At 61.2% G+C, this 24132-nt stretch carries 26 protein-coding genes and 1 pseudogene; 14 read left to right on the top strand and 13 right to left on the bottom strand.

Annotation, left to right across the window (positions count from 1 at the left end; genetic code table 11):
- The first annotated feature begins 7 nt into the window (after positions 1 to 7).
- A complete protein-coding gene (locus MF4836_RS14965) occupies positions 8 to 673 on the top strand; it encodes a bifunctional 4-hydroxy-2-oxoglutarate aldolase/2-dehydro-3-deoxy-phosphogluconate aldolase (protein ID WP_078470922.1) in 666 nt (221 codons plus the stop codon).
- A 197-nt stretch (positions 674 to 870) separates the two neighbouring features.
- Here the strand turns inward: MF4836_RS14965 and MF4836_RS14960 are convergent, their stop codons facing one another.
- On the bottom strand, positions 871 to 2058 hold the full coding sequence (locus MF4836_RS14960) for an aminotransferase class V-fold PLP-dependent enzyme (protein WP_078470921.1): 1188 nt from the start codon (positions 2056 to 2058) through the stop codon (positions 871 to 873).
- A gap of 11 nt (positions 2059 to 2069) precedes the next feature.
- Entirely contained in the window at positions 2070 to 2306 is a 237-nt protein-coding gene (locus tag MF4836_RS14955) for a DUF3820 family protein (protein ID WP_020295767.1), read from the bottom strand.
- Between the two features lie 209 nt (positions 2307 to 2515).
- On the opposite strand from MF4836_RS14955, the gene MF4836_RS14950 reads away from it, so the two are divergent.
- From MF4836_RS14950 to MF4836_RS14935, 4 genes are all read left to right on the top strand, one after another.
- On the top strand, positions 2516 to 2983 hold the full coding sequence (locus MF4836_RS14950) for a ferritin-like domain-containing protein (RefSeq protein WP_020295766.1): 468 nt from the start codon (positions 2516 to 2518) through the stop codon (positions 2981 to 2983).
- Positions 2984 to 3139: 156 nt separating this feature from the next.
- Positions 3140 to 5128 (top strand): FUSC family protein, encoded by a 1989-nt coding sequence (locus tag MF4836_RS14945; RefSeq protein WP_078470920.1) that lies wholly within the window; start codon positions 3140 to 3142, stop codon positions 5126 to 5128.
- Entirely contained in the window at positions 5115 to 5321 is a 207-nt protein-coding gene (locus tag MF4836_RS14940; protein WP_020295764.1) for a DUF1656 domain-containing protein, read from the top strand. Before MF4836_RS14945 ends, MF4836_RS14940 begins: the two co-directional genes overlap by 14 nt.
- 10 nt (positions 5322 to 5331) lie before the next feature.
- Positions 5332 to 6192, top strand: coding sequence for an efflux RND transporter periplasmic adaptor subunit (locus MF4836_RS14935; protein WP_078470919.1), 861 nt, complete (start codon positions 5332 to 5334; stop codon positions 6190 to 6192).
- A gap of 131 nt (positions 6193 to 6323) precedes the next feature.
- Here MF4836_RS14935 and MF4836_RS14930 read toward each other — a convergent pair whose 3' ends face one another.
- Both MF4836_RS14930 and MF4836_RS14925 read right to left on the bottom strand, forming a co-directional pair.
- Entirely contained in the window at positions 6324 to 6794 is a 471-nt protein-coding gene (locus MF4836_RS14930; protein ID WP_020295762.1) for a MaoC family dehydratase, read from the bottom strand.
- A gap of 48 nt (positions 6795 to 6842) precedes the next feature.
- Positions 6843 to 7787, bottom strand: coding sequence for an alpha/beta hydrolase (locus MF4836_RS14925; RefSeq protein WP_078470918.1), 945 nt, complete (start codon positions 7785 to 7787; stop codon positions 6843 to 6845).
- Positions 7788 to 7998: 211 nt separating this feature from the next.
- Between MF4836_RS14925 and fadD2 the strand changes: the two genes are divergently transcribed.
- Positions 7999 to 9687 carry a long-chain-fatty-acid--CoA ligase FadD2 gene (gene fadD2 / locus MF4836_RS14920; protein WP_078470917.1) on the top strand — a complete coding sequence of 563 codons (1689 nt, stop codon included), beginning with the start codon at positions 7999 to 8001 and terminating at the stop codon, positions 9685 to 9687.
- Between the two features lie 358 nt (positions 9688 to 10045).
- A complete protein-coding gene (gene fadD1, locus MF4836_RS14915; protein WP_078470916.1) occupies positions 10046 to 11737 on the top strand; it encodes a long-chain-fatty-acid--CoA ligase FadD1 in 1692 nt (563 codons plus the stop codon).
- A gap of 61 nt (positions 11738 to 11798) precedes the next feature.
- On the opposite strand, the gene MF4836_RS14910 is transcribed toward fadD1, so the two are convergent.
- The gene (locus MF4836_RS14910; protein WP_078470915.1) at positions 11799 to 12176 is read right to left on the bottom strand and encodes a hypothetical protein; all 378 of its coding nucleotides are present in this window, start codon (positions 12174 to 12176) and stop codon (positions 11799 to 11801) included.
- A 210-nt stretch (positions 12177 to 12386) separates the two neighbouring features.
- On the opposite strand from MF4836_RS14910, the gene MF4836_RS14905 reads away from it, so the two are divergent.
- The 3 genes from MF4836_RS14905 to def all read left to right on the top strand — a co-directional run bounded on the left by MF4836_RS14905 (position 12387) and on the right by def (position 14244).
- The gene (locus tag MF4836_RS14905; RefSeq protein ID WP_010208215.1) at positions 12387 to 12578 is read left to right on the top strand and encodes a CsbD family protein; all 192 of its coding nucleotides are present in this window, start codon (positions 12387 to 12389) and stop codon (positions 12576 to 12578) included.
- 176 nt (positions 12579 to 12754) lie between these two features.
- Positions 12755 to 13702, top strand: coding sequence for a YihY/virulence factor BrkB family protein (locus tag MF4836_RS14900; RefSeq protein WP_078470914.1), 948 nt, complete (start codon positions 12755 to 12757; stop codon positions 13700 to 13702).
- 2 nt (positions 13703 to 13704) lie between these two features.
- On the top strand, positions 13705 to 14244 hold the full coding sequence (gene def / locus MF4836_RS14895; RefSeq protein WP_078470913.1) for a peptide deformylase: 540 nt from the start codon (positions 13705 to 13707) through the stop codon (positions 14242 to 14244).
- A gap of 81 nt (positions 14245 to 14325) precedes the next feature.
- On the opposite strand, the gene MF4836_RS14890 is transcribed toward def, so the two are convergent.
- The 3 genes from MF4836_RS14890 to gstA all read right to left on the bottom strand — a co-directional run bounded on the left by MF4836_RS14890 (position 14326) and on the right by gstA (position 16574).
- Positions 14326 to 15147, bottom strand: a complete 822-nt coding sequence (locus MF4836_RS14890; protein WP_078470912.1) for a class I SAM-dependent methyltransferase — start codon at positions 15145 to 15147, stop codon at positions 14326 to 14328.
- Between the two features lie 56 nt (positions 15148 to 15203).
- A complete protein-coding gene (locus tag MF4836_RS14885) occupies positions 15204 to 15641 on the bottom strand; it encodes a GNAT family N-acetyltransferase (protein WP_078470911.1) in 438 nt (145 codons plus the stop codon).
- A 330-nt stretch (positions 15642 to 15971) separates the two neighbouring features.
- The gene (gene gstA, locus MF4836_RS14880; RefSeq protein ID WP_078470910.1) at positions 15972 to 16574 is read right to left on the bottom strand and encodes a glutathione transferase GstA; all 603 of its coding nucleotides are present in this window, start codon (positions 16572 to 16574) and stop codon (positions 15972 to 15974) included.
- 103 nt (positions 16575 to 16677) lie between these two features.
- Here gstA and MF4836_RS14875 point away from each other — a divergent pair, with 103 nt between their 5' ends.
- From MF4836_RS14875 to MF4836_RS36135, 3 genes and pseudogenes are all read left to right on the top strand, one after another.
- Positions 16678 to 17547, top strand: a complete 870-nt coding sequence (locus tag MF4836_RS14875) for a LysR family transcriptional regulator (protein ID WP_078470909.1) — start codon at positions 16678 to 16680, stop codon at positions 17545 to 17547.
- A 491-nt stretch (positions 17548 to 18038) separates the two neighbouring features.
- Positions 18039 to 18764 (top strand): annotated as a pseudogene (locus tag MF4836_RS36140) (PAS domain-containing protein); the annotation flags it as partial.
- A gap of 54 nt (positions 18765 to 18818) precedes the next feature.
- A complete protein-coding gene (locus MF4836_RS36135) occupies positions 18819 to 19358 on the top strand; it encodes a methyl-accepting chemotaxis protein (protein WP_371106516.1) in 540 nt (179 codons plus the stop codon).
- Positions 19359 to 19417: 59 nt separating this feature from the next.
- Here the strand turns inward: MF4836_RS36135 and MF4836_RS14865 are convergent, their stop codons facing one another.
- The 4 genes from MF4836_RS14865 to MF4836_RS14850 form a co-directional block, all read right to left on the bottom strand.
- A complete protein-coding gene (locus MF4836_RS14865) occupies positions 19418 to 19927 on the bottom strand; it encodes a hypothetical protein (protein WP_078470908.1) in 510 nt (169 codons plus the stop codon).
- A gap of 177 nt (positions 19928 to 20104) precedes the next feature.
- Positions 20105 to 20848: an NAD-dependent epimerase/dehydratase family protein gene (locus MF4836_RS14860; RefSeq protein WP_078470907.1), complete on the bottom strand. Its 744-nt coding sequence runs from the start codon at positions 20846 to 20848 to the stop codon at positions 20105 to 20107.
- A 41-nt stretch (positions 20849 to 20889) separates the two neighbouring features.
- Entirely contained in the window at positions 20890 to 21510 is a 621-nt protein-coding gene (locus MF4836_RS14855; RefSeq protein ID WP_078470906.1) for a glutathione S-transferase, read from the bottom strand.
- A 77-nt stretch (positions 21511 to 21587) separates the two neighbouring features.
- Positions 21588 to 22034, bottom strand: a complete 447-nt coding sequence (locus MF4836_RS14850) for a PACE efflux transporter (RefSeq protein WP_020295745.1) — start codon at positions 22032 to 22034, stop codon at positions 21588 to 21590.
- A 133-nt stretch (positions 22035 to 22167) separates the two neighbouring features.
- Here MF4836_RS14850 and MF4836_RS14845 point away from each other — a divergent pair, with 133 nt between their 5' ends.
- A complete protein-coding gene (locus MF4836_RS14845; protein WP_078470905.1) occupies positions 22168 to 23076 on the top strand; it encodes a LysR family transcriptional regulator in 909 nt (302 codons plus the stop codon).
- Positions 23077 to 23089: 13 nt separating this feature from the next.
- Here the strand turns inward: MF4836_RS14845 and MF4836_RS14840 are convergent, their stop codons facing one another.
- Positions 23090 to 24121 (bottom strand): LacI family DNA-binding transcriptional regulator, encoded by a 1032-nt coding sequence (locus MF4836_RS14840; protein WP_078470904.1) that lies wholly within the window; start codon positions 24119 to 24121, stop codon positions 23090 to 23092.
- Positions 24122 to 24132 lie beyond the last annotated feature (11 nt).

The following is a 24132-nucleotide window of genomic DNA, read 5'->3' as shown; positions in this document are numbered from 1 at the left end:
AGCCGCTATGAAAAACCCACGTCCAACCGTTTCCATGGCGGACAAAGTTGCCCTGATCGACAGTCTTTGCGCCCAGGCGCGAATTCTGCCGGTGATCACCATCGCTCGCGAACAGGACGTCCTGCCTTTGGCCGACGCCTTGGCCGCTGGCGGCTTGACCGCACTGGAAGTGACCCTGCGTTCCCAGTTCGGCCTCAAGGCGATCCAGATCCTGCGCGAGCAGCGTCCGGAGCTGGTGACCGGTGCCGGTACCGTGCTCGATCGCAGCATGCTGGCGGCGGCCGAAGCCGCGGGTTCGCAGTTCATCGTCACCCCGGGCATTACCCGCGACCTGTTGGAAGCCAGTGTCGACAGCGATATCCCGCTGCTGCCGGGCATCAGCAATGCCTCGGGCATCATGGAGGGCTACGGCCTGGGCTATCGCCGCTTCAAGCTGTTCCCGGCGGAAGTCAGCGGCGGCGTGGCGGCGATCAAGGCCTTGGGCGGCCCGTTCGGTGAAGTGAAGTTCTGCCCGACCGGTGGCGTCAGCCCGGCCAATATCAAGAGCTACATGGCGTTGAAAAACGTGATGTGCGTCGGCGGTAGCTGGATGCTTGATCCCGAGTGGATCAAGAACGGCGACTGGGCGCGGATTCAGGAGTGCACGGCTGAGGCCCTGGCCCTGCTGGACTGATTGGTTTTAAAGATTCGTTGGTGTTCTACGGCTTTACGGTGCGCTTGGTCGGTGCACCGTTTTTTTTGCCCGGAGAAAAGTGCGAGGGGGCGGGTGCGGTTTCTGGGGCGGGGGAGGCGAGTTCGGATGCTGTGCCTCCTGAACACCACTCGCACTACCCTGGGATCTCCGGCGTCCGGGCCGGTCAGCGCCAGCAGCTAGGGTTGCGCCAACTCGCCCAGGGCTTTGCTCAGCAACTGGATATGCGCCAGCGGCGTGGTAAAGCCCGGGGTGATGCGGATGCAGGAGTCAAAGGCAGCGCCCTGGCGCAGGGTGGTGAACAGGTTGTAATCGCGGAGCAGGCGATCGACCAGCGGTTGCTGGTCCTGGGTGTGCTTGAAGCGCAGGGAGGTGATGGCGCAGTAAAGCCGCGGATCGTCCGGCGTCAGGATCTCGATGCCCGGCAGCGCTCGGGCCTCGCGTACCCACAGGTCGCGCAGGTAATTCAGGCGCGCACCCTTGAGCGCTGCACCGCCCATGGCCCGATGTTCATCGAATGCCGCGGGCAGGGTCATCAGCGCCGGGATGTTCGGCGTGCTGTACGGCGTGCGCGAACGCACATCGCTGGGCGGATAGTGAAACTCGTCCATGTCCGGATCGATGGCATCCAGGCGCGAGGGGTCGATATAAAGGAAGCCCAGGCTCAGCGGCGCGCCGATCCATTTGTGCAGGTTGAAACCGGCAAAGGCGATGCCCAGTTCAGCAAGGTTGAAGTCGATCTGCCCCAAGGCGTGGGCGCCGTCGAGGATCACGTCGATTCCATGCTCCCGGGCCAGCGCCGCAATCGCCTGGACCGGCATCACCAGTCCCGTGCGATGGGTGACGTGGGTCAGTGCCATCAACTTCAGCCGTGGGTAGCGCTCGAAGGCCTGGCGGTAGCTGTCCAGCAGGCCGTCGAAGCTGGCTGGCAGCGAGTGCTCGATTTCGATCACTTCTGCGCCCCGCTGACGGGCCAGCCAGCGCATGGCGCTTTTGACCGTGTCGTACTCCAAATCGCACAGCAGCAGTTGATCCCCGGGTTGCAGCTGGTTGTAGTTGCGGATCAACGATTGCAGGGCGTCGGTGGCGCAACGGGTGAAGGCCACGGCGTGTTCGTCCACCCCCAGCAATTGCGCCAGTTGGCGGCGGATCTGCTGGGCCTGGGTGCGCTCGAACTGCTGGCGCACATACACCGAATTGCTGCGATTGATGAAGGCGATATTGGCTTGGTAATCGTCGAGCACGCGCCGGGTCATGCGCCCGAAATAGCCATTTTCCAGATTGATCGGTCCGGGTTCGACCTCGTAGCGTTCGGCGATCGCCTGCCAATGGCGTTCATCGCGAAAGAGTTCGGCAATCTGCGGCATCGGGCGCTCTGTCAGTGGCGGGGCTTGGGTTTGCCGTGTTTGGCGCGTAGCGGGTCCAGCAGATCGGAGAGGCCGTTGTGATCGATTTCCTGCATCAGGGCCAGCAGGCCACCGAGTTCACCGTGGGGGAAACCCTCGCGGGCGAACCAGTTCAGGTACTGGCCGGGCAGGTCTGCCAGGATGCGGCCCTTGTATTTGCCATAGGGCATTTCACGGGTGATCAGCAGCTCGAGTTTTTCAGGATTCATGGCGATGGGATCTGTGGGTGATTCAAACACCCTGGAAAATACAGGCATTCTGCATGCAGGCCAAATGACAGATCATGCAAATAACGCGGATACAGATTTTTGCTAAAAAGTTAACTAATTGAAAAATAACAAATAAATTCAAGATCCAAGTCTGGCACGGCGGGTGCAATATCTATTGCAACTCTCCCCCAACCTGGAAGGAATTGAAAATGACTGACTTGAACAAAGAATCCATTTCGGTGCTCAACGACCTGATCGAGACCAGCAAGGACGGTCAAGAAGGGTTCAAGACCTGCGCCGAAGACATCAAGCATCCCGAGCTCAAAGCGTTGTTCGCCAAACGCTCCACCGATTGCGCCACCGCTGCCGCTGAACTGCAAAGTGCAGTGCGCGCCCTGGGCGGCGATCCGGAAACCTCGACCAGTGTCAGTGGCGACCTGCATCGCCGTTGGGTCGACCTCAAGGCTCTGGTGACCGGCAAGGACGAAGAAGCTGTGCTCAATGAAGCCGAGCGCGGTGAAGACCATGCCCTCAAGGCTTACAAAGAAGCCCTGGAAAAAATCAACAAGCACAACCTGGTGGGTATTCGTGACCTGGTAGAACGCCAGTACCACGGCGTACAACGCAACCACGACCAGGTAAAAGCTCTGCGCAACCAGGCTCGCGCTCGCTCGTAAGCGTCGAAACCTGTCAAAAACGCCAGCCAGTCTGGCGTTTTTTTATGCCTGAAATTTAATGCTGGACCCTTATTAGTTAGCTAGCTAATAATTGCTTCCGGCCGACTTCCGGCTTATCCCGTCTATGGTTAATCGATCCATCCCGAGGTTCCTTGCGTGCGTACCACTCTGCAGGCGTTGCTTGCTCCCGACCTTCCCGCGTTGCAGTTCGCGATCAAAACCGTGCTCGGTGGCGGCATGGCACTGTGGCTGGCGTTGCGTTGGGGGCTGGAGCAGCCGGCCTGGGCCCTGATGACCTCTATCATCGTGGCCCAGCCGATGTCCGGCATGGTCCTGCAGAAAGGTCTCGCCCGGCTGCTGGGAACCCTGGTGGGGACGATCATGTCGGTGCTGTTCATGGGGCTGTTCGCCCAGACGCCCTGGCTCTTTCTGCTGGCCCTGGCCCTGTGGCTGGGGTTGTGTACTGCCAGTTCGACCCTGCTGCGCAGCGCCTGGTCCTACTCCTTTGTGCTGGCCGGCTACACCGTGGCGATCATCGCCTTGCCGGCCCTCAGCCACCCGTTGGGGGTATTCGACCAGGCCGTGGCGCGGTGCACGGAAATATCCCTGGGGATTATCTGCGCCACTGCCAGCAGTGCGCTGCTGTGGCCGATGCGCGTCGAACGGCAACTGGCCGATCAGGCCCGTGCCGCCTGGCACAGCGGGTTGCACGCGGCCCGCGCGACCCTGGCCGGGGATGCCCTGGCGCGCAAGGGGCTGCTGGAGATTCTCGGGCGTATCGTCGCCGTGGATTCGCAGCGTGAGCACGCCTGGTTCGAAGGTCGCCTGGGGCGCCAGCGGGCCCGCGCCATCAGTGGCCTGAGCCAGAAATTGCTGATGCTGCTGCGCATTTCGCGGTCGGTGCGCCGCCAGTGGCAGCAGCTCGACGCGCCCGAGGCCGGTCAATTGCAACCCTGGATGGATCAGGTCCAGGCAGCCTTGACCGCGGCGGACGCAGCCACGCTGCAGGCGCTGCGCCCGCAACTGTTGGATGCCTCCCACGATCCGCAGGTCAGTTCGGCGCAAAGTTACTGCCTGGCCCGGTTCGCGCTGTTGCTGGACACCGCCCTGGCCGCCGGTGTCGCCCTGCAAGCGGTGGAGCAGGGGCGGGCGCCCGTGGAGCAACCGGCCTCGCTGACGCCGCACCGCGACCTGTCCCTGGCCCTGGTGTTCGGTGCGCGCAGTGCCCTGGCGTTCCTGACCGTGGCCACGTTCTGGTTGGCCACTGCCTGGCCGGCCGCCTCCGGTGCGATGTTGCTGACATGTGTGGTCTGTAGCCTGTTCGCCAGCCGCGAAAACGGCGCACAGATCGGCATGAGCTTCATGCGCGGGATCTTCCTGGCGATCCCCGTGGCCTTTGTGGTCGGGGAAATTCTCCTGCCGCAATGGAGCGGTTTCCCCATGCTGTGCATGGCCATGGGCGTGCCTTTGTTCCTGGGGGCACTGGGCATGGCCAAGCCACAGATCGGCGCCACGGCGACCTCCTTCTGCCTGCATTTTGTGGTGCTGATTTCCCCCTTGAACCGCATGCAGTTCGATGTCGCGACCTTCTTCAACAGTGCCCAGGCCATGGTGATCGGCGTCGGCGCGGCAGTGCTGGCGTTCCACCTGCTGATTTTGCGCAACCCGGTATGGCATGGGCGGCGCCTGCTGGCGGCGACCCTGCATGATCTGGTGCGCTTGACCCGGCGCAACCTGCGGGGCGCGGAAAGCTGGTTCGGCGGCCGCATGGCCGACCGCCTGCTGCAACTGGCGCGGCATTACCCGGAGTTGCCACAACAGGCCCGCAGCCGCTGGGACGATGGTTTGCTGGCGCTGGATATCGGTGACGAGTTGCTGCACCTGCGCCTCAGCCTGGCGGTGGCCCAGGTGCCCCTGGGTGCGCAGCAGCGCGCCTACCTCGAACACCTGGAAAAGGTCTTGCAGCAAGGGCCGGCCGGCAGTCGCAGCGAGGCCCTGGTCGAACCCAGTACGGCCTTGTTGCAGGCCCTGCAACAACAACCGCCCAGCGATGCCTTGAAGCTGGCCCAGGGCGCGGTGGTGCAATTGCAAAACAGCTGGCGCACCTGGTGCCGGCAGCAGGAGGAACACCATGGGGCTGCGTGAGTGGTCGCTGGGCGGGATTCTGCTCAGTCCGTTTCTGATTTATGTCGTGTTGGCACTGCTGCTGACTGGGGCATTGCGCATGCTGTTGCGCATCACGCCGCTGGGACGCTGGATCTGGCACGAAGCACTGTTCGACTGTGCCCTGTACGTCTGTGTATTGACCCTGATCACCGTCGTCCTCGGACCCTTATAAGGAGTTGCCCATGCGTACTTCCGTACGTGTCGCCTTTACCCTGACCCTGGTGGCTGTGGCGTTGTTCGCCGGCTTTCACCTGTGGCAGTACTACATGCTGACCCCCTGGACCCGGGATGCGCGAATTCGCGCCGACGTGGTGGTGATCGCCCCCGATGTCTCGGGCTGGGTGCGCGAGCTCAAGGTCCAAGACAACCAGCAGGTCAAGGCCGGCGAGCTGTTGCTGAGCATCGACCGCGAGCGTTTTGAAGCGGCGCTGGAAAAGGCCCAGGCGGTGGTTCAGACCCGTCAGCAGCAACTGAGCCTGCGTGAACACGAAGCCAGCCGTCGCGCCAGCCTCGGTCCGCAGGCGATCAGCGCCGAGCTGCGGGAAAACGCGCAGATCAACGCCGGCATCGCCCGGGGCGAGTTGCGCCAGGCCCAGGCTGAAGCCAAGGTCGCCGAGCTCAACCTGGCCCGCAGCCAGGTGCATGCGCCGCGCGACGGGCACATCACCAACCTGCGGCTGGCGGAGGGCAACTATGTCAATGCCGGGCAGCCGGTGATGGCCTTGATCGACGACTCGACCTTCTACGTGCAAGCGTATTTCGAGGAGACCAAACTGCCGCGGATCAAGGTCGGGGACCCGGTCAAAGTCTGGCTGATGAGTGCCGGGGATGCCCTGGAAGGCCATGTGCAGAGCATCAGCCGCGGCATCACCGACAGTAACACCACGCCCGATGGGCAATTGCTGGCCGAGGTGCAGCCGACCTTCAACTGGGTGCGCCTGGCACAGCGGATCCCGGTCCGGATCCAGCTCGACAAGGTTCCCGAAGGCCTCAATCTGAGCGCGGGCATGACCGCCAGCGTGCAGGTGCAGGAAGGCCGATAGGACCGCGGGGCAGGGAGCTTGCTTCAGCTGTTATCGCGCAGTTGCGCACGGCCCCGAAGGGGCGCGCTGCAACCGGCCTCGGAACCGGCTGGCGCGGCATGAGCCAAGCGCAGCCGATCGTCAACGGGTTCTCAGCCGATGCTGATGGCCGGCAGGGTGGGCAGGGTCACGGTTTGCTGTTTGCGCGGGGCGAGGATTTCGGCTTCGCCATCGACCACCAGCTCATCGCGCTGGTTGAACACACGGGTGGCGATGCGCACGCGGAATTTCGGCAGTTTTTCGAGGATTTCCAGGCGCACGGTCAGGGTGTCGCCAATCTTCACCGGCTTCTGGAAGCTCATCTGCTGGCCGATATAGATGGTGCCCGGCCCAGGCAGCTCGCAGGCCACGGCGGCGCTGATCAGGGCGCCACTGAACATGCCGTGGGCGATACGCTCCTTGAACATGGTGGCGGCAGCGAATTCGGCGTCCAGGTGCACCGGGTTGTGGTCGCCGGACATGGCGGCGAACAGCTGGATATCACGCTCTTCCACGGTTTTGCTGTAGCTGGCGGTCTGGCCGACTTCGAGGGCTTCGTAAGGGGTGTTGGTCACCTGGGTCATCTGTATCAAGTCCTGTGGAAAAAAGTGGGTTAGCGTGTGGCTTCAAGGTCATTCGGTCTTGGCCGGCCTGCGGTTTTGCAGGGCCTGGTCGAGCCAGGCCAGCAGATCGGCGGTCACCTCGTCACGATTGGTTTCATTGAACAGTTCGTGACGAGCCTCGGGGTAAAGGGTCAGTTGCAGGCACTGGTTGCCGGCGGCGCGCAATGCGTCGGCCAGATCCGTCAGACGCGTGCCATTGCTCACCGGATCACATTCGCCGCCCATCACCAGCAACGGCAGGCCCGGATCGATCTGGGCGAGATTGGACGCTTTACTGATTTGCTGCAACCCGCCCAGGAGGTCGATCCAGAGCTGGTTGCTGCAGCGATAGCCGCACAGCGGGTCGGCGACGTATTTATCGACCTCGGCGGGGTCGCGGCTGAGCCAGTCGAACGCGGTGCGATTGGGTTTGAAGGCTTTATTGAACGAGCCGAACGACAGCCAGTCGATCAGCGCGCTGCGACCTTGGCCGCCCTGGCGCCAGCGTTCGAAGCGGGCAATCAGGCGAGCGGCGCGGTACAGCGCCACCGGTTGGAAATTCGAGCCGCTGAGAATCGCCCCGTGCAGGCTGGCGCTGTGGTGCAGCAGATAGGCCTGGGCGATGTAGCTGCCCATGCTGTGGCCAAGCAGGATGATGGGCAGATCGGGGTGCAACTGGCCGATATGCTGCTGGAGGCTGGCCAGGTCGCCGACCACTTTGTTCCAGCCGTCCTGATCCGCGTAATGGCCCAGCACGCCTTGCTCGGCGGTCTTGCCATGGCCCCGCAGATCGGGGGCGTACACGCCATAACCCTCGGCGCACAGGGCGGTTGCCAGTCGCTCGTAGCGCGCGCTGTGTTCGGCCATGCCGTGGGCCAGCAGGATCAAGGCCTTGAGCGGCCTTTCGGGCAGCCACAGGTTGACGAAGAGGCGGCTGTGGTCGCTTGCGGTCAGCCAGAAGGTATCGTGGGTCATGGCGGTTCCTTTGCACGAAGACGCTGCATTGTATAGCTCATCGGCGCGCTGCCGGCTGATCAGTGGCCGCCTTGGACGCAAGATTCACGGGATCTATGACGCCTTTGCGCATATTTGCCTGAATCGCCATTGCTGCTAACGTCCGATGAGCTCCGCCTTTGATAGCGTCAGAGATGCGGCCCGGTCAGCTCGAGTAAAGAGGACAAGAATAATGCAAGCTGATTTCTGGAATGATAAACGCCCCACCGGCGTTCCCCTGGATATCGATCTGGGTGCCTACAAGTCGGTGATCGAGGTGTTCGAACGTTCCTGCAAGAAGTTCGCCGACCGCCCGGCCTTCAGCAACATGGGGATCACCCTGACTTACGCCGAGCTGGAGCGCTATAGCGCAGCCTTCGCCGGCTACCTGCAAGCCAATACCGACCTGGCTCCCGGCGATCGGATCGCGGTGCAGATGCCCAACGTCCTGCATTACCCGATCGCGGTGTTCGGTGCCTTGCGCGCCGGGCTGATCGTGGTCAACACCAATCCGCTGTACACCACGCGCGAGATGCGCCACCAGTTCAAGGATTCCGGCGCCCGGGCCCTGGTGTACCTGAACATGTTCGGGCAGAAGGTCCAGGAAGTGCTGGCCGATACCGAGATCCAGTACTTGATCGAAGCCCGGATGGGCGACCTGATGCCCAGCGCCAAGGGCTGGTTGATCAATACCGTGGTCGACAAGGTGAAAAAGATGGTCCCGGCCTATCACCTGCCCCAGGCCATTTCCTTCAAGAGTGCGCTGCGCCTGGGACGTGGCCAGCCGATTCGGCCGCTGCACGTCAGCCTCGACGATATTGCGGTGCTGCAGTACACCGGCGGCACCACCGGCCTGGCCAAGGGCGCGATGCTCAGCCACGGCAACCTGGTGGCCAACATGCAGCAGGCCCGCGCCTGCCTCGGCCAGCTCGGGCCCGATGGCCACCCCCTGCTGCGCGAGGGCCAGGAAGTGATGATCGCGCCGCTGCCGCTGTACCACATCTATGCCTTCACCGCGAACTGCATGTGCATGATGGTGACCGGCAACCACAACGTACTGATCACCAACCCGCGGGACATCGGCGGCTTTATCAAGGAGCTGAAAAACTGGCGGTTTTCCGCGCTGCTGGGGCTCAACACCCTGTTTGTCGCGCTGATGGAGCACCCGGACTTCAAGACCCTGGATTTCTCCAGCCTCAAACTCACCAATTCCGGTGGCACTGCCCTGGTCAAGGCCACGGCCGAGCGCTGGCAGACCCTGACCGGCTGCCGTATCACCGAAGGCTACGGGCTGACTGAAACCTCGCCGGTGGCCTGCACCAACCCCTACGGCGACAAGTCGCGCCTGGGCACCGTGGGGATGCCCGTGCCGGGCACCACCTTGAAGGTGATCAACGATGAAGGCGTCGAACAGCCCCTGGGCGAGCGCGGCGAGCTATGCATCAAGGGCCCGCAGGTCATGAAGGGTTATTGGCAAAAGCCTGAAGCCACCGCTGAAGTGCTGGACGCCGAGGGCTGGTTCAAGTCCGGCGACATCGGGGTGATCGACCCCGACGGCTTCGTACGCATTGTCGATCGCAAGAAGGACATGATCATCGTCTCCGGCTTCAACGTGTACCCCAATGAAATCGAAGACGTGGTCATGGCCCACCCGAAAGTCGCCAATTGCGCGGTGATCGGGGTGCCCGACGAGCGCTCGGGGGAAGCGGTGAAACTGTTCGTGGTGGCGCGCGAGGAGGGGGTCAGCCTTGAAGAGCTCAAGGCTTACTGCAAGGAAAACTTCACCGGCTACAAGGTGCCCAAGCACATCGTGCTGCGCGATTCGCTGCCGATGACCCCGGTAGGCAAGATCCTGCGGCGTGAGTTGCGCGATATCGCCTGATACATCCGTTCGCCATTCTCTGCGGGCAAGCCCGCTTCTACCTGCACTGCGGTAGAGGCTGGCTTGCCCGCAGTCCGTTGTGCCAGGCGCAAAGCCGCGGGCCAGAGCGGATTCTCGACTTATAGAATCTTTGCTCTAAAAATGACCGTTCGGTTTTTATTGGTCACTAATGTGACTGGTGATGCCTTGCTTGGCTCTAGTCGGCCTTTGGCAAAGCTGCTACTCTCGGCGCGCTTTGTGACTTCTCGGCCTAGGTAAAAGCCAGACTCACCAACAAAAGACACCTGTAAAAAACCCAGACAAATAATAATCGCATCAAATGCGGTGATGAATTCGCGTTGCTGAGGAGTGGGCTTCCATGATCGAAGACTTTTGGAAGGATAAGTACCCAGCTGGAATTGCTGCCGAGATCAATCCAGACGAGTACCCGAATATTCAAGCGGTGTTGCAGCAGTCCTGCCAACGTTTCGCTAACAAACCGGCCTTTAGCAACCTCGGCAAGACACTCACCTACGGTGAGCTGTACGAATTGTCTGGGGCCTTCGCCGCGTACCTGCAGCAGCATACCGACTTGCAGCCCGGCGATCGAATTGCCGTGCAGTTGCCCAATGTCCTGCAATACCCGGTCGCGGTATTCGGCGCCATCCGCGCTGGGCTGATTGTGGTCAACACCAACCCGCTGTACACCACGCGGGAAATGGAACACCAGTTCAATGACTCGGGGGCCAAGGCCCTGGTCTGCCTGGCCAACATGGCGCATCTGGCCGAAGCGGTCGTGCCCAAGACCGGCGTCAAGCATGTGATCGTCACCGAAGTGGCGGACCTGCTGCCGCCGCTCAAGCGTCTGCTGATCAACAGCGTCATCAAATACGTGAAGAAGATGGTCCCGGCCTATCACCTGCCCAAGGCCGTCAAGTTCAATGACGTGCTGAGCAAGGGCCATGGCCAGCCGGTGAAGGAAGCCAACCCGGCCAGCAGCGACGTTGCCGTGCTGCAATACACCGGCGGTACCACCGGCGTGGCCAAGGGCGCGATGCTGACCCACCGCAACCTGGTGGCCAACATGCTGCAGTGCAAGGCGCTGATGGGGTCGGACCTGAATGAAGGTTGCGAGATCCTGATCACTCCGCTGCCGCTGTACCACATCTATGCCTTCACCTTTCATTGCATGGCGATGATGCTGATCGGCGGCCACAACATCCTGATCAGCAACCCGCGCGACCTGCCGGCGATGGTCAAGGAGCTGTCGAAGTGGAAGTTCAGTGGTTTTGTCGGCCTCAACACCCTGTTCGTGGCGCTGTGCAACAACGAAGCGTTCCGCAAGCTGGACTTCTCGGCCTTGAAAGTCACCCTGTCCGGCGGCATGGCCTTGCAGTTGGCGGCGGGCGAGCGTTGGAAAGCGGTAACCGGCTGCCCGATCTGCGAAGGCTACGGCATGACCGAAACCAGCCCGGTGGCCACGGTCAACCCGAGCCAGAATATCCAGGTCGGTACCATCGGCATTCCGGTGCCTTCGACCCTGTGCTGCGTAATCAACGATGCGGGCGAAGAGTTGCCCCTAGGGGAAATCGGCGAGCTGTGCGTCAAGGGCCCGCAGGTGATGAAAGGCTACTGGCAGCGCCAGGACGCCACCGACGAAGTCATGAGCAGCGAAGGCTGGCTGAAAACCGGTGACATCGCGCTGATCCAGCCAGACGGCTATATCCGTATCGTCGACCGCAAGAAAGACATGATTCTGGTCTCCGGTTTCAACGTCTACCCCAACGAACTGGAAGACGTGCTGGCAGCGTTGCCAGGCGTGTTGCAGTGTGCGGCGATCGGTATTCCGGATGAAAAATCCGGGGAAATCATCAAGATTTTCATCGTCGCCAAGCCGGGCGTGACCCTGACCAAAGAGCAGGTGATGACCCACATGCGCGCCAACGTCACCGGTTATAAGGTGCCCAAAGCCGTGGAGTTCCGCGATGCGTTGCCGACCACCAACGTGGGCAAGATCCTGCGTCGCGAGTTGCGTGATGAGGAATTGAAGAAGCTCGGCCTGAAAAAGTAAGCCGAAGGCTGCATGAAAAAGCCCCGCAGAGGCGGGGCTTTTTTGTGGGCGCTGCCCAGGTTTACAGCTGGAACTGGGCGAAGTCCACGCCGGTGCCTGCCGGGCGCACGTCCTTGAGCAACGAATCCTTGTCCGCGCTCAGCTCAAGGCTCAGGGCCGCTTTGCGCTTGCCCTCGTTGCGGATCACCAGGCCTTCGAGTTTTTCCCGCAGGAACACCGTCGGCACCTTCAGGTGCAGCAGTTGGTCGGTGCCTGGGTTGTGCAGCAGCAGGTGCACCCATTCGTACTGACCGATGGCCAGGCGGCTGACCGGGATATCGAACCACCAGATGTTCTTGTTGCGGTTCAGCTCCGCGAAGTGGCAGTTGTTGACGCCCAGTACTGCACCGCCCAGTTCCTGGTTTCTGCGCGCAATGGCCAGCTTTTTATCGAGTTTCATAACATTCCTACGGGATTGGATCTTCAGCGCACAGCCTGAATACGTTGCGCATTCTCGTGGGTTGGCCGGCAAACATAAAGCGCTACCTGCCCGAGCGGCGAAAAATACGCCTGTCGATGGCGCTAAAAAATAATTGAAACTCTGCGCAACGCTGGCGGGTCAATCCTTACGTAATGACCAAAACCCACTATTGTTCTTCGGAGAAATACCATGGGCAGCACAGCGGATAAGGCAAAAGGTTTGGCTAACGAAGCCGTCGGCAACATCAAGCAAGGTGTCGGCAAAGCGACCGATAACACCAAGCTGCAGACGGAAGGCAAAGTGCAAGAGAAGAAAGGCGAAGCCCAGCAAGCAGTGGGTAAAGCCAAGGATGCAGTCAAGAAAACCATCGACAAGGCCTGACAGTTCGGGCGGCTCGATGCAGTAAGACGGCCATCCAAGGATGGCCGTTTTTTTGTCGGCCGCCGCGTGGGCCAATGAATCGAAATGGTTCAAAGTCGCCAACTGGGCTAATTTGATGTAGAAAACGGCCTCTGAGTCGCCACCGACCCCGACCTTTTGCGGCGAAAGGAGACGCTATGATTTTCCCCCATTTGAAAGGCCTGTCCCTGCAGCGTGTGCTGGTGCGCACGGTGAAAGAGTTCGTCGACGACGAAATGTCGACCTACGCTTCGGCACTGGCCTACCAGATGCTGTTTTCACTGTTCCCTTTCATTCTTTTTTTGATCGCGCTGATCGGCTTCCTGCATCTTCCGGACTTCTTCAGCTGGCTGCGCCTGCAGTCGGAACTGGTGCTGCCGCCCCAGGCCCTGGAGCAGGTCAACCCGGTGATCGACCAGCTGCAGCAATCCAAGGGCGGATTGCTCTCGGTGGGTATCGTCATCGCCCTGTGGACCGCCTCGGCGGGTGTGCGGCTGATGATGAGCGCAATGAACGCCGCCTACGACGTGGTTGAGGGGCGGCCGATCTGGAAGCGCTTCCCGCTGTCGATTTTCTACACCATCGGGATTGCCGGCATGCTCCTGGCTGCGGCGGCGCTGATGGTGCTGGGGCCGCAGGTGATGGCCTGGATTGCTGGGCAAGTCGGGCTGGAGGACTTTATCGTCACCGTATGGACCATCCTGCGCTGGCCGGTGATTGTGATCCTGATGATGGTCGCCGTGGCCCTGATCTATTACGTGATGCCGGATGTGAAGCAGGAATTTCGCTTCATCACCCCGGGCTCGGTGCTGGCGGTGGTGGTGTGGATCGTCGCGTCGCTGGGCTTTGCCTTCTACGTAAAGACCTTCGCCAACTACAACGCCATGTATGGCAGTATCGGCGCGATTATCGTCCTTCTTTTGTATTTCTATATTTCCTCGGCAGTGCTGTTGCTGGGCGCGGAAATGAACGCGGTGATCGAACACATGTCGGCCGAAGGTAAAGACCCTGGAGAAAAGGTTCCCGACGAGCACGACTCCCAAAAACAACATGTTTCGGGACTGGGCCGGGACCACTCGCTCAAGCCGGACACTGATGAAGCCTGACCATGATTCGTGAAATTCTGAAAATGGGCGATGAGCGCCTGCTGCGCATCGCCCCACCGGTACCGCCCGAGATGTTCGACAGCGCCGAGCTCTGGCAACTGATCGACGACATGTTCCAGACCATGGAAAGTGTTGGCGGGGTTGGCCTCGCGGCGCCGCAGATCGGGGTCGACCTGCAACTGGTGATCTTTGGTTTCGAGCACAGCGAGCGCTACCCGGACGCCGAGGCGGTCCCGCAGACCATCCTGATCAACCCGTTGATCACCCCGCTGGGTCCGACCTTGGAAGAGGGCTGGGAAGGGTGCCTGTCGGTACCCGGTTTGCGCGGCGCGGTGCAGCGTTATCAGCACATTCGTTATGAAGGTTTCGACCCCAAGGGCGAACCTGTGGTGCGCATTGCCTCGGGCTTTCATGCACGGGTGGTGCAGCATGAGTGCGACCATCTGATCGGGCGGTTGTACCCGTCGCGGATCGATGACTTCAGCAAGTTCGGCTTCACCGAGGTGATGTTCCCCGATCTTGAGCTCGGTTCGGACGAGTGAGCTGAAAGAGGGGATGCCCCTTGGCTGACCAATCCTCCCTCTTGCCGCCGGTGCCGGATCTCCCGGCCCCGGCGGTGTCGCTTACTTGGCTGGTTTGATAAAGCGCAGGGTCATGCGATCCGATTCGCCGATCGCCAGGTAGCGAGCCTTGTCCTGTTCACCCAGCTTGAATGACGGGGGCAGGGTCCAAACCCCCTCCGGGTAATCCTTGGTGTCCTTGGGGTTGGCATTGATCTCGCTCTGGCCATCCAGGACAAAACCGGCATCAGTGGCCAGTTGCACCACATAGGCCGTGGTCAGGTAGCCGCTGTGCTTGATGTCTTCCAGGGAAGCCCCGTCTTTAGCCCGATGATCGACCACCCCCAGCACGCCGCCCGGTTTCAATACCTTGAAGAACGCCTGGAACATGCTGGGTGCGGTATCGGCCATGACCCAGTTGTGCACGTTGCGAAAGGTCAGCACTGCATCGGCCGAGCCGGGTTGGCCCAGTACCGGGGCCTTGGGGTCGAATTCGACGAAGCGTGCCTGGGCATAGTGCTCGGGGTCGGCGGCGAATTTCTGCCGCAGGCTGTCCGCCGCCTTCTTGAAGTATTCACCACTGGCCGGCGCTTGCAGGGCCGCAATGTAGTGCCCCTTTTGCTTGAGCAAAGGGGCCAGGATCTCGCTGTACCAGCCGCCGCCGGGAGTGATTTCGATCAGGGTCTGTTGCGGGCGCAGGCCGAAGAACTGCAAGGTCTGTTGCGGATGCCGATAGACATCCCGCGCCGAATTGGCCGGCGCGCGCCAACTGCCGGCCAGGACCTGGGCATAGTGTTGCGAGGTGACCGGGGCGTTTTCGGCGCCATGGCTGACGGCGGGGAGCAGCAGGGCAGTGAGGGATAAGGCCAGAAGCGTGGGTTTCATGTCGGGTCCTGAGAGCGGGCGGTTTGCCCCGAGGCTAACACGCAGTCCCTCCGGCCTTATGTGACCAAATCTTCAGTGCTGCTAACCAACGGTTCTATGCCCATGGCGATCATCGCCTTGTTGCGCCGGTAGCGAACCAGGCGCTCGGCCATGGCCTGGGGCAGGACCGAAGTGCAGGCAAAACCCATGGCTTCATACAGGCCTTGCAGGTCCGGATGACAGAACAGCCAAAGCGGCCCGTCGAGTGGTGCCCTGGCCTGGGCCACCAGTTGCCTGGCGATGCCTTGCCCGCGGTAATCCGGGTCGACAAACAGCCCCGTCAACCAATAACCCTTCGACACCTTTTTTACACTCAGCCCGCCGACTATGGTTTCGTCTCGTGCGACCCAGAGCTCTCCATCGCTGGCGCGCATGGGCGAGTCATGGTCACGGTAAAACTTGTTCAGCAACGGCCGCAGGTCGTCGCTTAACTGGCTGATTTGAACGCTGGGCATGGGCTTTTCGGGTCGGGTTGCAGGAGGGCGCGCAATTATAAAGGACTTCGCTCGCACTATAGGTGGTATACCTCAAGGTCTATCCCGCATCAGTGGAGTGTGCATCATGTCCAAAGGTATGAACTCAAAGAAAAGCGTGAAGAAAAAACCGGCTAAAACAGCGGATGAAAAGCGCGCGGACAAGAAAACCAAGAAAACCGAAGTGAATGTTTTCGGTCATTGATTGCACTTGATGAAGCCCGCCTGGCGGGCTTCATACTCTTTTATCCACTGCCTGTTATCGCCCTGCCAGTTTCCCCCCCCCTTCGCTAAAACCTTCTGCGCACGCTGTTACGCCAGTTCCACCGCCAGCGCGGCCTTGACTGAGGCGCGCACCTCGATCCGTGCCTGAAAACGCGCCAGTGCTGGCCATTGCCCCAGATCGATGGCAAAGCCCAGGGTCCAGCGCAGCACGGTAAACAAATAGGCATCGGCTACGCTGAAATGGCTTCCCAGCAAGTAGTCCTGCTGCTCCAGTCGCTGATTCAGCAGGTCAAGGCGTTTGAACAACGTGTGGCGCAACAGCGTTTTGGCTTCTTCGCCAAGCTGAGTGCTGAACAGCCAGCCCAGGCCACCGTGGACCTCGCTGGAAATGAAGTTCAGGTCCTCCTGCAGGCGCACCCGCTCCCAGCTGCCATTGGCCGGGGCCAGGCCTGCGTCGGGCTTGAGGTCGGCCAAGTACTGCAAGATCGCCGGCCCTTCGGTCAGCACCTGTCCGTTGTCCAGTTGCAGGGCGGCCACGTAGCCCTTGGGGTTGATGGCGAGAAAGTCCGCGCCATCGGCAGTGAGCTTGCTGTGGTTGTCGACACGGATGGCGCGAAACGGCAGCTGCAGTTCACGCAGCACGATATGGGCGGCGAGGGAGCAGGCTTGCGGAGCGTAATAGAGCTTCATCGAGTGCACTCAGGGGGAGGGGGCGTTTGAATCAGTGTCATAGTCCTGGGTGCTCTGGGTAAAATTAATCTTTCAGAAAACTCCCATAAGGTCAGCTACTGGCATGATGAACCTGATGCATTGGCGGCTGTTGGTGGCGATCGCCGACAGCGGCAATATCACCCGCGCCGCGGAGCAGGTGGGCATGACTCAATCGGGCGCCAGCCAGGCCCTGGCGCTGGTGGAAGATACGCTCGGGGTGCAGCTGTTCACCCGGGAAAACCGCCAGACCCTGCCCACCGCGATCGGCTTCCAGGTGCTGGAGCAGGCGCGGCTGATGCTCGCGGCATTGCAGGCCATCCGTGAAACCGCGGAGCAGGCGCGGCCGATTCAGCGCGGTAGCATCCGTCTGGCCAGCTTTCCCATGGTGCTGGCGACCTTTCTGCCGCCGTTGCTGCGTCGTTTCAACCAGCTGTACCCGGGCATCCAGGTGCTGGCGCTGGAGGTCAGTGATGATGAGGTCGAGGCGCTGCTCGCTGCCGGCCTGACGGATGTGGGCGTGGTGCTCAATCCGCCTGCTGGAGGCCAGGCGCGATTGCTGGGGCTCGACAGCTGGGTGGCGGTGCTGCCGGTCGGTCATGCTTTGGCCCGGCGTTCGAATGAACAGGGCCTGGCGCTGGCGGAACTGGTGGCACAACCCTTTGTACTGGCCACGGGCGGCTGTTCGGTGAACGCCCGGAGCCTGGCGCTGGACGCCGGGCTTGCGCTGGCGGATGTGCGCGTCGAGGTCCGTGAGTGGAACAGCGCCTTCACCCTGGTTCGCGAGCAGGTCGGGGTCAGCCTGGTGCCCCAGAGCACCTTGCCCGACAACCGCCAGGGTCTTCGGGTGTTGCCCTTGAGTGTACCGATCGATCGCCGCTTTGCCCTGGTGCCGGCGCCGGGGCGGCCACCTTCGTTAGCGGTACAGGCATTGCTGGACATGCTCGACGGTTGATCCGCCACTAATGGCTGGCCTTTAGTTAGTTTGCGAAGGGTTTTAGAACCTGGAGAAAGTTGCCAATACTGGCTGACTAATGGCCTTGCGCGGTTGCCATGCCTGTCTATGCTCAGCGCTAATGGTTTATGTCGATCGCCATATCAACCGCTTGTTTTAGGCATCAGCCGGCATGTAACCGTTATGAAACAAAGCGCCTGAATACGTGAACAGCCTCAAGAGTGCGCAACTAAGGCACCGGGATCTGACGGAGTTTTTATTAAATGGAGTTATTTGCAATGTTGGGTTGGGCCCGGAAACGGGCCATCAAGAAAAGGATGGCTTGATAAGAGCGTTGCTCTATGGACACTCCGATTAAACATCATTTATCACCTGACACACTCTCTCCCGTGGAGCGAGACGCTTGCCATGTTCAAGGAAACAATGTGGTGGATCAATTGAAAGACTTGGAACTTCCGTCAATCAAAAGACAGCGTTAAAGGTGATACAACATGTTTAATTTACATCACAAGTCTGACCTGCTTGAAATTGAACGATTTACCTGTGCGCTGACCGAGGCCAAAGCCAAGTTGGCGGCGATCAGCCGTTCCATGGCGATGATCGAGTTCTCCCCGGATGGCATCGTCCTCGACGCCAACGAACACTTTTGCCAGACCATGGGCTATACCGCTGACGAAATTCGCGGCAAGCACCATCGGATCTTTTGCGAAGAAGAGTTCTACCGCAGCGAGGAGTACGCCAAGCTCTGGCGCGATCTGGCGCGCGGTGAGCCCATCAGCGGAACCTTTCTGCGCCTCGACAAGCGCGGCCACGAGATCTGGCTCGAAGCCAGTTACATGCCGGTGCTGGGCCCCGACCGGCAGGTGCAGAGCGTGATCAAGGTGGCGGCGGACATCTCGCAACGAATCCACACCGAACATGAAAACCAGAGCCTGCTCAACGCCATCGGCCGGTCCATGGCGGTTATCGAGTTTTCCCCGGACGGCAAGATCCTCACCGCCAACGAGAACTTCCTGAAGACCATGGGCTATTCGCTGAACGAGATCGTCGGGCAGCACCACAGCATGTTCTGCCATCGCGCCGAAGCCGAGTCCCAGGCCTACAAGTTGTTCTGGGCTTCACTCAATCGCGGCGAGTACCACTCCCACCGCTTCGAGCGGGAAAACAAATACGGCCAGACCGTATTCCTGGAGGCGTCCTACAACCCGCTGTTCGATGCCAAGGGCCGCCTGTACAAGGTGGTCAAGTTCGCCAGCGACATTACCCAGCAGATGAACACCTTGCAGACGGCTGCCGACTCCGCCCATAGCACCTCGGTACAGAACGATGCCTGCGCGCAAAAGGGCTCGAAGGTCGTGCAGCAGACGGTGCAGATCATCGAGGAGATCTCCCGGGACCTCAACGAAGCTGCGCGCAGCATTGACGCGGTGAGCAAGCAGTCCGACATCATCGGCACCATTGTCCAGACCATCCGCGGCATTGCCGACCAGACCAACCTGCTGGCGCTCAACGCGGCGATCGAGGCGGCCCGGGCCGGCGAGCACGGGCGGGGCTTTGCCGTAGTGGCGGATGAGGTGCGCAGCCTGGCGGCGCGGACCAGCCAGGCGACCCTGGAAATTGTCGAGGTGGTGCGCAAGAACCACGATCTGTCCCTCAGCGCGGTGACCAGCATGCAATCAAGCCTCAGCCGCACCGGGCTCGGGGTGGAGCTGGCGAACGAGGCCGGTTCGGTGATCCTGGAAATCCAGCAGGGTTCGCGGCATGTGGTGGATGCCATCAGCCAGTTCAACTCGACCTTGCAGCTGCAATAGCCAGCGGCGGCATACAAAAAAAGGGTTCCCGAGGGAACCCTTTTTCAATGCAGCGACTATTACAGCGCAGCGAGAAACTTGTCCGCGACTTGCGGCGTGGTCACGCTCTCGGCTTTCTCGGTCTGCGCCAGCTTCATCTTGTCTTCGATGCGCTGGGCAATTTCCTTGCCGATGGCCAGTTGCTGCTCCGGTGGCATGCTCTTTATGTCGTCTTCGGTGATGCCCAGTTCCTTGAGGATGCTGTCGCGCATCCGCTGCTCGGGGCTTTTGCTCATGTAGTCCTTGAAGTCGGTCATCGCGGCGCTTTGGGTCGCGGTGGTGGCTTCAGGCGTGGTGGTGGTCGGCGGGGTGGCCTGCAGCAGTACGCGGGTCTTGGCGAACGCCGCGTCGACATTGTCGGTCACGGTGTTGCTGGCCTGTTGCGTGGCCTGGGAGGCCTGGAACGTCGCGGCGTTCTGCACGTTTTGCATCATGCCGCTGTAAAGAGCGCTGGCGGCAGCCGTGGTCGGGTCCATATCGGATCGCTGGGTGGGCTGCACCGCGATATCTTTCTGTGCGTTGACCAACATGATTGGGCACCTGGTGGTAATGGCTATGCTGGGTAACAAGCAATTTACATACCGATAAACCCAGTCCTTATATATCAAGGGCTTGTGTGACTTTCGCGGTCCTGGCCAGGGCCAGGGCGGACAAGCCTTGCCGCTTTGCGGCAGCTGCCAGGGGCAATGGCCGCCGCGTGCAGGTGGTCAGTAGCTGATGCCGATTCCGAAGTCTTCGGCAAAGGCATCATCCTGCGGCTGATAACCGAGGACCCGGGTGGTCTCGCTGAGGTCCAGGCGCTTGAAGCGGTTGTTGGAGATGCCATGACCGATCAAGTGCTGAACCCCCGGAGTTTCTACCGAACGTTGCAGCAGCTGCACCGCGTCCCGCGGGCTCAACCAGGCGCTCAAGTCACGGGTGGTGGTCAGCTCGTGGTGTTCGGGGAACTCGAAAGCGCCGATGCGCAGGGCAATGCACGACAAACCGCGCTTGGCTGAATAAAAGGCACACAGCGCTTCGCCGTAGCATTTGCTGACGCCATACAGGTTGGCCGGCATCACCGGCATGCCCGGAGTGATCTGGCGGTCCACCGGGTAGCCTTCGATGGTTTGTGCACTGCTGGCGAACACCACGCGCTTGCAGCCGGCGGCCACCGCCGCTTCGAAGAGGTAGGTGGTGGCCAGGATATTGTTGGGCAGCAACTCGTCGAAGGACGCCGTGGCGTGGGGGATGCCGGCCAGGTGCACGATCACGTCGATGCCCTCCAGCAGCGACCCGATGGCCTGGGGATCGGTCAGGTCCAGGCGCAGGAAGCGGTGGGGTGCCGCGACCTCGAAATCCGCTTCGATGCGATCGGTGAGGGTGAAGCGGTAGCGCTCGCGGGAGGCCTGGAAAAAGGTTTTGCCAATCCTGCCGCAGGCACCTGTCAGCAGTACGTTGAGTCCGTTCATGAAAGTCTCTTTTTGTGGTTTTGCGAGGGGGCTGCGCCGCTTTACGGGATGCCGTTGCAGCCATGGAGCCGGAAACCCGGGCGTTGCCCGAGACGTTCGTAATACGCCATGACCGCGGGGTAGTCGGGGCGGGTCATGGGCGTCATCAGCCAGCGATTGACCGACAGCCCGAGCACGATATCGGCCAGGCTGAAGTGCGCGCCCGTGACATAAGCCCCGGTGGCCGCCAGTTGTTGTTCAAGAATCGCCATCTTGCTGTTCCAGCCTTGAATGCCGGCAGTGATCCGCTGCGGATCCTGGTATTCCGGGTTCTGCCGCACCAGGGCGACGAAGGCGTAGCTCCAGGCCGGATTGAGCTCGGTGGCTTGCCAGTCCATCCATTGCTCGACCATGGCCCGGGCGCGTGGCTCCCCGGGCAGCAGGTCGCTGTGGTGCGCCAGGTAGCGGCAAATGGTGTTGGATTCCCACAACGCGCCGGCGTCATCGATCAGCACCGGCACCTGGGCGTTGGGATTGAGCTGAAGAAACTGCGGGCTTTGGGTCGATTGAAAGCCGCTGCCCCAGTCTTCACGTTCGTATGAAAGATCCAGCTCAGAGCAGGTCCACAGGACTTTCCTGACATTGATCGATGAGGCTTTACCGAGAATCTTGCGGGAACCCATAACGCGTCCTTGGCAGTGCGTGGCTCCCGGAATTTACCAGCGTCGGAGCGCTGTTGTCTGTTGCTAACGGTTGCGCTTCAGCTGGCCTGCTGGGGTGTCGGGTCCGGCAGGGCCGAGGTGGGCAGGCCAAACACCCGATCGAACAGCCAGTTGAAGGCAAAGGCGTAGCACGGGATAAACAGGATCAACGCCAGGTCGAGCAGGAATGCTTGCGCCAGGCTGATGTTCATCCACCAGGCGATCAACGGGATCAGGAACACGATCAACGTCAATTGGAACCCCACGGCGTGGGCAATGCGCCGTTTGACCGTACGCGTACGGGATGGCTGGCGACTTTCCCAGCGCTCGAACAGGCTGGTGTAGATGAAGTTCCAGGTCACGGCGATGCTGGTGATGACCACCGCCAGGGGCCCTGTGCTGTGGGGCGAGGTGCCGGACAGCAGGGCTAGGCCGAGGGCCGAGAAGGTCATGCCGAACACTTCGAACAACGCCACATACACCAGTTTGCGTTTCACGCCTTGCATGGTTTTTCCTCTGTTTCAAATGCATCAGGCCAGCCTGTTGGCTACGGGTGGCTGGCGAAGGGCGCAAAAGATAGCTTCAATATGCCTGACAGAAAAAGTCAGTAGCTTTCAGTTTTTCTGATAGGTTGCGTCGATGAATTTCTCCAGTGACAGCATCCAGTTGTTTCTCGCCGTGCTTGAGCGCGGCTCGTTTTCCGCCGCTGCCCGGTCCCTGGGCAAGGTGCCTTCGGCCGTGAGCATGGGCATCGCCAACCTTGAGGCCGAGCTCGGTTATGCCTTGTTCGATCGCAGCCACCGCGAGCCGGTGCCGACGCCCCAAGCCTTGACGCTGGCACCCCATGCGCGGTTGATCGCCGACCAGCTCAGGCAATTGCAGGTGCATGCCATCGAGCTGTCCCTGGGGTTGGAAAGCCGTCTGTCCATCGCTGTGGTGGATGACCTGGACAAGCGCCGGGTGCTGGCGGCGATCAAGCTGATTGCCGAGCGCTACCCGTTGCTGGATGTCGAAGTGCTGACCGCGCCCCAGGATGACGTGCTGCAGCTTTTGCACAGCGGGAGGGTCAGCGTCGGGGTGGCGTTCGCCGAGCTGGGAGTGAGTGCGCGGCAGTTTTTCCAGTTCGTCGGCAGCGAGCACATGACGGCCTGCGTCTCGGCCCGGCATTCACCCTTCGCCGGCCCGGACGAGCCGCTGTACCTGGAAGAACTGATCAAGTCACGGCAGGTGGTGGTGGCCAGCCGGGACTTGCCGATCAGCGATGGTCGGGCACTGGTGGGCGAGTCGTTCTGGCGCACCGACAGCCTGGCCATGGCCCTGGATATGGTCGAGTCCGGCCTGGGCTGGGGCAATTTTGCGCTGTCGGTGATCGAACCCCTGCTGGCGTCCGGCCGGCTCAAGCGCCTGAGGTTCAAGAACATCGAGAACGGCTTGCTGCTGCCGGTGCACGCGGTATGGCTGAAAAACCAGCCGCTGCAAAAGGCGGCTCTGGCGTTTGTGCAATTGATGAGTGGTGAGGATCCGGCGCTCGACCACTCGCCACACTGAGGGATGACAGCGCTTAGGTACTTTCCCGCACCCGCAACTCGAACCCCATGTCCACCACCGGCTTGGCCACGGTATTGCCGGCCATCAGGGTCAGCATCTGCTCCGCGGCGCGGCGGCCGATGGCTTCGCGCGGGGTGCTGATGCTGCTCAGGCGCGGCACCATGTGCTCCGAGGAGGGCAGGTCGTTGAACCCCAGGATCGCCACCTGTTGCGGCACCTTGATCCCGTGACGCAGGGCTTCGAGCAGCGCGCCCTGGGCCAGGTCGTCGTTGCCGAAGAAGATCGCGTCCACCTGGGGGTGGCTGTGCATCATCTGCATAAACAGCTCGCCGCCCAGGCCCACGGAGGACGGGCGCGGGGTCAGCAGTTCGAGGTCCGGGTCATACAAGCCGGCTTTTTGCAGGGCCCGACGAAAGCCTTCGCCGCGCAGCAGGGTGCGTTGATCCAGCTGGGCGCCGATATAGGCCAGGCGCTTGCGACCACGGGACAGCAGGTGTTCGGCAGCGGTTTCGCCTGCGTTCAATTGCGAGAAGCCGACGCAGTTCAGGCCGGCGCCGGGGTCCAGTTCCATCATGTACACGCACGGAATATTGTTCGCCTCGATCATCCGGCGAGCACTCTCGGTGCGGTCGAAGCCGGTCAGCAACAGGCCCCGAGGCTGATAGGCCAGGTAGTTGCGCAGCAGATTTTCTTCTTCGTCGCGGGAATAGTGGTAGTTGCCGATCAGCACTTCGAAGCCCTTGGGACGCAGCACCTGATGGATGGCTTCCAGGGTTTCGATAAACAGCAGGTTGGACAACGAGGGCACCAGCACCACCACCGAATGGCCCTGGGCCGAGGCCAGGGCGCGGGCGGCGGAGTTGACCACATAGTTGAGTTCCAGGGCGGCCTGCTGGACTTTTTCCACCAGCTCAGCGGCCACGCTGCTGATGCCACGCAGGGCGCGCGACGCGGTGATCGGGCTGACCCCGGCCAGGCGCGCCACTTCATTGAGGGTCGGGCGTCCCGTGGTACGGGTATTTTTATCGTTCTTGTGAGTGGTCATCAGACGGCTTG

The organism is Pseudomonas sp. MF4836 (assembly GCF_002018875.1).
Lineage (GTDB): Bacteria > Pseudomonadota > Gammaproteobacteria > Pseudomonadales > Pseudomonadaceae > Aquipseudomonas.
This window is presented reverse-complemented; position numbering and strand designations above follow the sequence as displayed.

Excerpts from the sequence above, each read along its gene's own strand:
- def (WP_078470913.1), top strand. The coding sequence starts at position 13,705 with ATGATTCGTGAAATTCTGAAAATGGGCGATGAGCGCCTGCTGCGCATC.
- MF4836_RS36135 (WP_371106516.1), top strand. The coding sequence starts at position 18,819 with ATGAACACCTTGCAGACGGCTGCCGACTCCGCCCATAGCACCTCGGTA.
- MF4836_RS14855 (WP_078470906.1), bottom strand. The coding sequence starts at position 21,510 with ATGGGTTCCCGCAAGATTCTCGGTAAAGCCTCATCGATCAATGTCAGG.
- MF4836_RS14890 (WP_078470912.1), bottom strand. The coding sequence starts at position 15,147 with ATGAAACCCACGCTTCTGGCCTTATCCCTCACTGCCCTGCTGCTCCCC.
- MF4836_RS14885 (WP_078470911.1), bottom strand. The coding sequence starts at position 15,641 with ATGCCCAGCGTTCAAATCAGCCAGTTAAGCGACGACCTGCGGCCGTTG.
- MF4836_RS14965 (WP_078470922.1), top strand. The coding sequence starts at position 8 with ATGAAAAACCCACGTCCAACCGTTTCCATGGCGGACAAAGTTGCCCTG.
- MF4836_RS14910 (WP_078470915.1), bottom strand. The coding sequence starts at position 12,176 with ATGAAACTCGATAAAAAGCTGGCCATTGCGCGCAGAAACCAGGAACTG.
- fadD1 (WP_078470916.1), top strand. The coding sequence starts at position 10,046 with ATGATCGAAGACTTTTGGAAGGATAAGTACCCAGCTGGAATTGCTGCC.
- MF4836_RS14940 (WP_020295764.1), top strand. The coding sequence starts at position 5,115 with ATGGGGCTGCGTGAGTGGTCGCTGGGCGGGATTCTGCTCAGTCCGTTT.
- MF4836_RS14905 (WP_010208215.1), top strand. The coding sequence starts at position 12,387 with ATGGGCAGCACAGCGGATAAGGCAAAAGGTTTGGCTAACGAAGCCGTC.
- MF4836_RS14845 (WP_078470905.1), top strand. The coding sequence starts at position 22,168 with ATGAATTTCTCCAGTGACAGCATCCAGTTGTTTCTCGCCGTGCTTGAG.
- MF4836_RS14925 (WP_078470918.1), bottom strand. The coding sequence starts at position 7,787 with ATGACCCACGATACCTTCTGGCTGACCGCAAGCGACCACAGCCGCCTC.
- MF4836_RS14950 (WP_020295766.1), top strand. The coding sequence starts at position 2,516 with ATGACTGACTTGAACAAAGAATCCATTTCGGTGCTCAACGACCTGATC.
- MF4836_RS14960 (WP_078470921.1), bottom strand. The coding sequence starts at position 2,058 with ATGCCGCAGATTGCCGAACTCTTTCGCGATGAACGCCATTGGCAGGCG.
- MF4836_RS14865 (WP_078470908.1), bottom strand. The coding sequence starts at position 19,927 with ATGTTGGTCAACGCACAGAAAGATATCGCGGTGCAGCCCACCCAGCGA.
- MF4836_RS14935 (WP_078470919.1), top strand. The coding sequence starts at position 5,332 with ATGCGTACTTCCGTACGTGTCGCCTTTACCCTGACCCTGGTGGCTGTG.
- MF4836_RS14900 (WP_078470914.1), top strand. The coding sequence starts at position 12,755 with ATGATTTTCCCCCATTTGAAAGGCCTGTCCCTGCAGCGTGTGCTGGTG.
- gstA (WP_078470910.1), bottom strand. The coding sequence starts at position 16,574 with ATGAAGCTCTATTACGCTCCGCAAGCCTGCTCCCTCGCCGCCCATATC.
- MF4836_RS14840 (WP_078470904.1), bottom strand. The coding sequence starts at position 24,121 with ATGACCACTCACAAGAACGATAAAAATACCCGTACCACGGGACGCCCG.
- MF4836_RS14955 (WP_020295767.1), bottom strand. The coding sequence starts at position 2,306 with ATGAATCCTGAAAAACTCGAGCTGCTGATCACCCGTGAAATGCCCTAT.
- MF4836_RS14860 (WP_078470907.1), bottom strand. The coding sequence starts at position 20,848 with ATGAACGGACTCAACGTACTGCTGACAGGTGCCTGCGGCAGGATTGGC.
- fadD2 (WP_078470917.1), top strand. The coding sequence starts at position 7,999 with ATGCAAGCTGATTTCTGGAATGATAAACGCCCCACCGGCGTTCCCCTG.
- MF4836_RS14850 (WP_020295745.1), bottom strand. The coding sequence starts at position 22,034 with ATGCAAGGCGTGAAACGCAAACTGGTGTATGTGGCGTTGTTCGAAGTG.
- MF4836_RS14875 (WP_078470909.1), top strand. The coding sequence starts at position 16,678 with ATGATGAACCTGATGCATTGGCGGCTGTTGGTGGCGATCGCCGACAGC.
- MF4836_RS14930 (WP_020295762.1), bottom strand. The coding sequence starts at position 6,794 with ATGACCCAGGTGACCAACACCCCTTACGAAGCCCTCGAAGTCGGCCAG.